The 7,837-nt window shown below is 62.8% G+C and carries 8 protein-coding genes; 3 read left to right on the plus strand and 5 right to left on the minus strand.

The genetic code is table 11. The features are described 5' to 3' along the window. Positions 1-339: 339 nt before the first annotated feature. From HMPREF2550_RS05575 to HMPREF2550_RS05590, 4 genes are all read right to left on the minus strand, one after another. Entirely contained in the window at positions 340-885 is a 546-nt protein-coding gene (locus HMPREF2550_RS05575) for a hypothetical protein (protein WP_070790242.1), read from the minus strand. 745 nt (positions 886-1,630) lie between these two features. Continuing rightward, entirely contained in the window at positions 1,631-1,981 is a 351-nt protein-coding gene (locus tag HMPREF2550_RS05580; RefSeq protein WP_070762255.1) for a FluC/FEX family fluoride channel, read from the minus strand. A 2-nt stretch (positions 1,982-1,983) separates the two neighbouring features. Beyond that, complete coding sequence (locus HMPREF2550_RS05585) at positions 1,984-2,334, minus strand: CrcB family protein (RefSeq protein WP_070762256.1); 351 nt, start codon at positions 2,332-2,334, stop codon at positions 1,984-1,986. 23 nt (positions 2,335-2,357) lie between these two features. After that, the gene (locus tag HMPREF2550_RS05590; RefSeq protein ID WP_070762257.1) at positions 2,358-3,776 is read right to left on the minus strand and encodes an alanine/glycine:cation symporter family protein; all 1,419 of its coding nucleotides are present in this window, start codon (positions 3,774-3,776) and stop codon (positions 2,358-2,360) included. Positions 3,777-4,051: 275 nt separating this feature from the next. On the opposite strand from HMPREF2550_RS05590, the gene pgm reads away from it, so the two are divergent. Then, the gene (pgm, locus tag HMPREF2550_RS05595; protein WP_070790244.1) at positions 4,052-5,710 is read left to right on the plus strand and encodes a phosphoglucomutase (alpha-D-glucose-1,6-bisphosphate-dependent); all 1,659 of its coding nucleotides are present in this window, start codon (positions 4,052-4,054) and stop codon (positions 5,708-5,710) included. Between the two features lie 3 nt (positions 5,711-5,713). On the opposite strand, the gene HMPREF2550_RS05600 is transcribed toward pgm, so the two are convergent. Further along, positions 5,714-6,301: a class I SAM-dependent methyltransferase gene (locus HMPREF2550_RS05600; RefSeq protein WP_070790246.1), complete on the minus strand. Its 588-nt coding sequence runs from the start codon at positions 6,299-6,301 to the stop codon at positions 5,714-5,716. A 65-nt stretch (positions 6,302-6,366) separates the two neighbouring features. Between HMPREF2550_RS05600 and HMPREF2550_RS05605 the strand changes: the two genes are divergently transcribed. Together HMPREF2550_RS05605 and HMPREF2550_RS05610 are read left to right on the plus strand one after the other, a co-directional pair. Then, the gene (locus tag HMPREF2550_RS05605) at positions 6,367-6,864 is read left to right on the plus strand and encodes a MauE/DoxX family redox-associated membrane protein (RefSeq protein WP_256380813.1); all 498 of its coding nucleotides are present in this window, start codon (positions 6,367-6,369) and stop codon (positions 6,862-6,864) included. Between the two features lie 91 nt (positions 6,865-6,955). After that, positions 6,956-7,699 carry a DsbA family protein gene (locus tag HMPREF2550_RS05610; RefSeq protein ID WP_070790249.1) on the plus strand — a complete coding sequence of 248 codons (744 nt, stop codon included), beginning with the start codon at positions 6,956-6,958 and terminating at the stop codon, positions 7,697-7,699. Positions 7,700-7,837 lie beyond the last annotated feature (138 nt).

Here is a 7,837-nt window from a genome sequence, read left to right on the forward strand (position 1 = left end):
ACCGGAAACACCCCGGCGTGCGGGGTGCTTTCTCGTTGTACCCAGGTGTGTCTGTATGCCCCTGGTGTGTTTGTATGCCGCGGGGGTGGTGTGAGGCCGGGTTTTGTGTAAATGGTGTACGTGTGTCCCCCGGGGGGGGGGCTGGATTCATTTTGTAACGAGCCCGCATTGCAATGGTGTTGTGCCTGGTTGCTGGAAATTCGACGCAATATTATTTCGGCCTCCCGCGGCGCGGCACCACGACGGTGCCCAACCGAGCCACCGGCATTGAGATGCCGAGGGTATGCCCAACCAAGGGATTTAAAGATCCAGTAGCGCCTATAACTCTAGGGCCACAGCCTACGAGAAATATCCTTTCATGTACTCCTGCGATCCGACGCCCACCGAGTCAAAGCACTCGGCCATTTCGACCTCTTCCTTGAGATATTCCAGCTCGTCCTTATCCCCGCCGTTCTCTGCTTCCCCTACATCGTCTATCGCGTTTTCAAGGGCATACGGTTGCCATACGGTGAGACCTAAGTTCTCGAAGACATAACTAGACGGAGCCTCAGCTTCATTGATTCTGGCTCCTCTATTGAGCGTTTTGAGCAGCTCTGCGCATTCAATAGCGTTCATATGCGACAGGTTGCGCCCTTCCCACTCGACATCAACACCATCTTTCTTAGGGTTAGTTGCAAATTCCATGAATTCGACCCCGCCGGGTCCAACGTGCACCTGAATACGCGCACCATCAAAGTAGAGGGTGGTGTCAGTCGAACCGCGCTCAGGTTGTCCTAGGACCGCTTGCACCTGCTGGGCAGTATCGCCAAACTGGATAGTGTGTTCGCCGGTAGGCGTTTGGAAACGAACGCCTACGTGTGAGATCAATTGGATCGGGGCACGCATCGGAACTCCTTCGTCGTGAACAAGTTTGCTCTGAGAATACCCTCCAAACAGCCCACACAGGCAGGAACAGTGCTGAACAAGAGGCTGCTGAGTTACGAAGCGTCCTGCGCGTTCACGCGCTAATCGTGCCAAGTAGCTCACGGATGCAGAAAGGTTTGCCAGCTTCAGGAGGAAAACACCCGTCTAAAGGAGGAATGCGAGTTTCTGCACAAGCGGCCAAACATTGCATGGAAGAGACATACCGGTGATCCGCTTCCGGTTTGTCGATGATCACCGCACCGAGCATTCGTTTAAACAGGGGTCAGGCCCCCGAGTATTATCTCACTCAGCCCGTCACCACAGGGGCGTAGAAGAAGCGGAACAAAACCCAGGACGCTTCACTGCTGCCGGATAGCCGGTTGCAACATCACGACCACCGAACCTGCTAAGGAGGCTTCACCACGCGCAAGGCCCCGGCCCCAGTAGGCCCGGACGACAACAAATTAATACGGCCGAGTCGCTGCAGTCGGCTCGGCTCCGGTGACGGTGACGGTGGCGGTGGCGGTACCAACTACTCGGAACAGGGCAGTACCGAGTTATCGCAACATCGGCACCAAAATGCTGCAGCCGACACCCCGGGGGCTGGATTCATCTTGTAACGAGCCCACATTGCAATGGTGTTGTGCCTGGTCACTGGAAATCCAGCGCAACATTATTCCACCCTCCCGCGGCGCGACCCCACTCATTGCACCGTGTACCGACGCAATCAGGCTCCGAACGCCCGCGCGCCCCAACGCATGCCGAAACCGGCGGCAACCAGGCCCAGCAACGCGGTCGCCAACGCGTAGCGCAGCGCCTCCGAGTAGTCCTTGTCCTTGATGAGCTGGCCGAGTTCTTTCGCCAGCGTCGACCAGGTGGATAACGCCCCCGCGAATCCCGTGCCCACCGCCATGGCGACAAGCACACCCTGTCCGTAGACGAAGCCGAGGACGGAGCAGGCCACCATGTTTGCCGCCCAGGTACCCACGCGCGGTGCGGGGATGCGGGACAGCGCCCAGCGGGCGATACCTCCCAGGAATCCGCCGATGAAGATGCCGGCGACAACAAGAAGATCCATGGCTAGCTCTTTGTGGTTTGGCGGTAGGGGTGGGGTGAGGTGGCGTCGGCAAGCAGCCAGGCACCGACGCAAACAACAAAGCTTGCTACGACTAGACCGAGGGCCCAGATGGCGCTCGAGTGTATGGCGGCAACTGCCATGGCGGAGAAGGTAGTGAACCCGCCGAGGAAGCCGGTGCCGAAGAACGGTCCCGGCTTGAAGTAGCCCATGGCGAACGCGCCAACCGTGTTCACGGCGAGCGTCGCAATGGCGGCTGGGCCGGGGGCTACGGCGAGCAACGCGGCACGCAAAAGCGCCCCCAGTGCGGCACCGAGGCCGACAAGGAGCGCTTCGCGGAAGGTGTTGCCCTGCATGCTCTACAGGGTAGCAGGGTGGATTACTGCCAGTTCATCCCTTGCTGCTGGACGAATCGGGCGACCTCGTCCGGGTCCTTCTTCAGCTTCGGGTCGAACTTGAGGTACTCGCGGGTCTCGCGGGCAACCAGGCCGGAGAGGATGAGCAGACCTACCAGGTTCGGCAGTGCCATGAGGCCGTTTGCCAGGTCGGAGAAGGTCCAGACCAGCTCGAGCTCGGTGGTCGCGCCCAGGAAAGCGACGACGGTGAAGATCATGCGGTACGGCACGCTCGCCCACTGGCCGACAAGCGACACGACGGAACGCTCACCGTAGTAGGACCAGCCAAGGATGGTGGAGAAGGCGAAGAAGATCAGGGAGACCGAGACGATGGTGCCGCCCCAGTGGCCCGGGAGACCCTCGGCGAAGCCGGCAGCAGTCATCACGGCTGCTTCCTCGCGGCCCATTTCCCAGGTGCCGGCGGTGACGATGACCAGGCCGGTGATGGTGACGACGATGATGGTGTCGATGAAGGTCTGGGTCATGGAGACCAGGGCCTGGCGGACCGGGTGCTCCGTCTTCGCAGCTGCCGCGGCGATTGCGGCGGAACCGAGGCCGGACTCGTTGGAGAAGATACCGCGGGCGACACCGAACTGGATGGCCAGCATGATGCCGGAGCCCACGAAGCCGCCGGTTGCGGCGGTGCCGGTGAAGGCGTCGGTGAAGATGAGGGCGAGGGCCGCTGGGACCTGGTCTGCCATCATGATCAGGACGACGAGGCCGCCGACGACGTAGATGACGATCATGAGCGGGACGAAGGCAGCGGTGATCTTACCGATACCCTCAATGCCACCGAGGACGGCAGCGCCAACGCCGAAGAAAATGATGATGCCGGTGACCAGCGGGTCCAGGCCGAAGGCGTCCTCCATACCCGCGGCAATGGAGTTGCCCTGGGTGAGGTTACCGATGCCGAAGGAAGCAAAGATGGTGAACAGCGTGAAGGCCAGCGCCAGTACCTTACCCAGGCCGCCGGGGATGCCGCGGCGGAGGTAGGTGTGCGGGCCGCCCTGCTGCTTGCCGTACTTATCGGTGGTGCGGAAGCGAACACCAAGGTAGGCCTCGGTGTACTTGGTGGCCATGCCGACGAGGCCGGTCATCCAAATCCAGAACAGGGAACCGGGCCCACCGATCGAGAGCGCGGTGGCGACGCCGACGATGTTACCGGTACCGACGGTGGCGGCCAGGGCTGTGGTGAGCGCCTGGTAGTTGGAAATATCGCCCGCGCCGTCGCCGTTCTTATCGACGAAAGCGTGCCGCATTGCGCGACCAAGCGTGCGGAACTGGATGCCACCGAGGCGGACGGTCAGGAACAAACCGGTGCCAAGGAGCAGCGGGATGAGGACGAACGGGCCCCAGACGACGCTGGCAATCCCGCCGAGAAAATCATTCAGCGATGAGGACATAACTCCACATTTCATGCTCGGGTTAGGGGGACAACACTTCCTCTCGCAGCACCATGTGTGACTGGTGCCACAGAAGTTGGTGGTAATAGTAGCCTGTCGCACTATCAAAAGTCATGTGTTTGGCGAAGGTTTTTAAACTTTCCCCAAGGTTCCCCACAATTAGGTGGGGCAGCGCGGGCATTGGCGTGGCAGAAAGTGTGGTTAGCGGGGAAGATGGGGCGTAAAGGGCGTCGAGAAGCGGCGCGCCTTGCAGTCCGAACATAAAGGAGCACCCCATGGCACACGAACGCGCCGGTCAACTCGCCCAACCCGCCGACCTGATCGACATTGCGGAGCTGGTCACGGCCTACTACACGCGCGAGATTGACGCGCGGGACCCGGATCAGCAGGTCAGCTTTGGTACCTCCGGGCACCGCGGCTCCGCGCTGGACAACGCGTTCAACGAGCAGCACATTCTGGCGACCACGCAGGCCATCGTGGACTACCGCCGCGCGAACAGCATCGGCGGGCCGGTCTATATCGGCCGCGACACGCACGCGCTTTCCGAGCCGGCGATGGTGACCGCGCTCGAGGTGCTCATTGCGAACGAGGTGCCAGTGCTTGTCGACGCAGCGGGGCGCTACACCCCAACGCCCGCGGTCTCCCATGCGATCCTGTCGCACAACGCGAAGCTTTCCGGCGGCGTGACCGGCACGGACCCGCAGCGCGCCGACGGCATTGTGATTACGCCTTCGCACAACCCGCCGCGCGACGGTGGCTTCAAGTACAACCCGCCCAGCGGTGGACCGGCAGGCGCGGATGCGACCGATTGGATCGCCAACCAGGCCAACGACTACCTGGCCCGCGGGCTAGACGGCGTGCGCCGCGTGAGCGTGACCGGCGTGCTGGATGAGCGGGCCGAGCGCTTCGACTTCCTCGGGACCTACGTTGATGATCTGCCGAACGTGGTGGACATCGACGCGATTCGCACCTCCGGCCTGAGCATTGGCGCGGACCCGATGGGTGGGGCGTCCGTGGACTACTGGGGCGCGATCGCTGAGCGCCACGGGCTGAACATGGAAGTGGTGAACCCGAACGTGGACGCCACTTGGCGGTTCATGACGCTGGATACCGACGGCAAGATCCGCATGGACTGCTCCAGCCTGAACTCCATGGCCTCACTCGTACACAACCGCGACAAGTACGGCATCGCTACCGGCAATGACGCGGACGCGGACCGCCACGGCATCGTCACCCCGGACGCGGGCCTGATGAACCCGAACCACTACCTGGCCGTGGCCATCGAGTACCTGTTCAGCCACCGTGAGGGCTGGGCCGAGGGGACCGCTGTTGGCAAGACGCTCGTGTCTTCTTCCATGATCGACCGTGTCGTCGCCTCGCTTGGCCGTACGCTGGTAGAGGTCCCCGTCGGCTTTAAGTGGTTCGTGCCAGGGCTTATCGACGGGCAAATCGGCTTCGGCGGCGAAGAATCCGCAGGTGCGTCCTTCTTGCGCAAGGACGGCACCGTCTGGTCGACAGACAAGGACGGGCTGATCATGGACCTGCTCGCCGCCGAGATCACGGCCGTGACCGGCAAGACGCCGTCGCAGCGCTACGCGGAACTGGCCGAGCAGTTCGGCGCGCCCGCCTACGCGCGCATCGACGCCCCGGCCAACCGCGAGCAGAAGGCCACGCTGAAGGCGCTGTCCCCGGAGCAGGTCACCGCCACCGAGCTGGCCGGCGAGCTGATCACTGCGAAGCTCACCGAAGCGCCCGGCAACGGTGCCGCCATCGGTGGGCTGAAGGTAACCACTGAAAATGCCTGGTTTGCCGCACGCCCCTCCGGCACCGAAGACAAGTACAAGATCTACGCGGAGTCCTTCAAGGGCGAGGCGCACCTGAAGGAAGTGCAGGAGGCTGCGAAGGCCGTGGTGGCCGACGTGCTCGGGGAGTAGGCGTTAGGCCGGGCGCGCGAGCTGGGCGACGAGAAAGTCGGAGTTGGGGTGAAACGGCGCAAGCTCCCAGCTCTCGTAGCAGTTCTGGACGCTGAAGCCCACCTTTTCGGCCAAGGCGAGGAAGTCGTCGAACGTCCAGCCGCGGCCCGCGCCGAAGCCGACAAAGAGGCGGCCGCCGGGGCGTAGCGTGCGGAAGATGTTGGCGAGCGCCGGCTCGCGGCCTGCCGGGTCGAGAAAGCCCATGACGTTGCCCGCGCAGACGGCGACGTCGATGTCGCTCGCCGGGATCTCGTCTGCGGAGAGGTCGCCGACGACCCAGGTGGCGTCGGGGAAGTCCTCCTTGGCGTGGCCGATGAGTACCGGATCTATATCGGTACCGATCACCCGGTGTCCGCGCTGAGCGAGGTAGCCGCCGACCCGGCCGGTGCCGCAGCCGGCGTCGAGGATGCGGGCGTGGCGGGGCGACGCGGCGTCGATAAGCCTGGCCTCGCCGTCGATGTCCTTGCCTTGCGCGACGAACGTCTTCCAGCGCTGGGCGTATCGCTCGGAGTGGGCGGGGTCGGCGGTGGTGAGGTCTTTCCAGGTGGTCATAGATCACATCATATCTTGCGGAAACTGTAGGGTCGACGGCCACCCGCTGCGCTACGCTGCTTATTGTGACGACACAAACTTCCGCCGCTGCGCCCGAGAACGACCAGGCGCGCAGCACGCGCACGCTGGTGCTTGACGTACTCTCGGCCGCCGCCCGTTTCTTCATGGCTTACGTGTGGATCAGGGCTGCGATCCCCAAGACCGGCAATGTGATGGAGATGACGCAGTCCATCGCCGCGTACGAGATTTTCACCCAGGAGTGGTCCTACATTCTTGCGCAGCTCATCGGCCCGCTCGAGCTGGCTGGCGGGCTGCTGCTCCTGCTGGGCATCAAGCTCCGGCCGGCCGGTTGGGTCTCCATCGGCGTGCTCGTCTTGTTCATTATCGGGCTGCTGTCGGCGTGGCAGCGCGGGCTCGAAATTGACTGTGGCTGCTTCGACCCGAGCGCGGGTGCTGTCGTGGACACGAACCTGCTGCTCGTTGTTGCGCGCGACGTGGCGTTTATCGCCATTACCGCGTTCATGATCTACCGCCCGTTCAACCGCTTTGCCATCTACCCATAATGTTGACGCGTGCCGTATAATTCGCTGCGTACTTTCGTGCGCGGGGGCACGTCTCGAGTATCACCCGCACCAAGATTGAGGAGAACCCACATTGACCACCCGTAAGGTCCAAAACCCGAACTCGAAGGGCGGCGCTGGCTTTATCTGGGCCATCGTGGCCGTCATCGCGATTGCGGTGCTGGTAATCGGCATCATCGTCTACAACGGCAAGAGCGACCGCAAGGATGCGATTGCTGAGGGCATGATCGATACCGAGGGCATCAGCGCTACTTGGAACGAGGGCGATGCCTTCATCGCCCTGACCGGTGAGGGTGCTGAGGGTGCGCCGAAGGCGGATCTCTTCGAGGACTTCTCCTGCTCCCACTGCGCTGACCTGGAGACCGAGACCGGCGAGCCGATGATGGAAGCGCTGAAGGCCGGCGAGATTGAGGTGGACCTGCGCCCGATGGTCTTCCTGGACGGGCAGCAGCAGGCGTACAGCCCGGGCCACTCCACGGCTTCGCTCGCAGCAACGCTCGCGCTGTTCGCGCGCGGCGAGACGGATGCCGCAATGAACCTGCGCTACTACCTCTTTGAGAACCAGGCGGAGGCGTACAACAAGTTCGAGGCTGATGACCTGGCTGACCTGGCGAAGGACTACGGCGCTTCCGACGAGGCGCTGCAGGACATCCGCGACGAGAAGTACGCGGAGGCCGCCAAGGAAATGTCGGACGCGAACCTGAAACTCCAGGAAGAGCGCACCGGTGAGGGCTGGACCCCGCGCGTCATGGTTGACGATAAGGACATCGACGGCGACCTCGGCCAGTGGGTCGAGACGCTGAAGGCCAGCAAGTAGGTTTTGTCCCCGCGTGCCCGTAGGCGATTTGGTTCGCCTGCGGGCACGCGTGTATATTTAGCGAAGTGCTTCGCGCCGGTTACGCCGGTGCAGGAAGACCCGAATTGGGGCTATGGCGCAGTTGGTAGCGCACCACAC

It is taken from the genome of Corynebacterium sp. HMSC074A01 (assembly GCF_001831515.1).
Taxonomy (GTDB): Bacteria; Actinomycetota; Actinomycetes; order Mycobacteriales; family Mycobacteriaceae; genus Corynebacterium.

Coding starts and splice junctions, on each gene's coding strand:
- HMPREF2550_RS05590 (WP_070762257.1), bottom strand. CDS start 3,776: ATGTCCTCATCGCTGAATGATTTTCTCGGCGGGATTGCCAGCGTCGTC.
- HMPREF2550_RS05600 (WP_070790246.1), bottom strand. CDS start 6,301: ATGACCACCTGGAAAGACCTCACCACCGCCGACCCCGCCCACTCCGAG.
- pgm (WP_070790244.1), top strand. CDS start 4,052: ATGGCACACGAACGCGCCGGTCAACTCGCCCAACCCGCCGACCTGATC.
- HMPREF2550_RS05585 (WP_070762256.1), bottom strand. CDS start 2,334: ATGCAGGGCAACACCTTCCGCGAAGCGCTCCTTGTCGGCCTCGGTGCC.
- HMPREF2550_RS05580 (WP_070762255.1), bottom strand. CDS start 1,981: ATGGATCTTCTTGTTGTCGCCGGCATCTTCATCGGCGGATTCCTGGGA.
- HMPREF2550_RS05575 (WP_070790242.1), bottom strand. CDS start 885: ATGCGTGCCCCGATCCAATTGATCTCACACGTAGGCGTTCGTTTCCAA.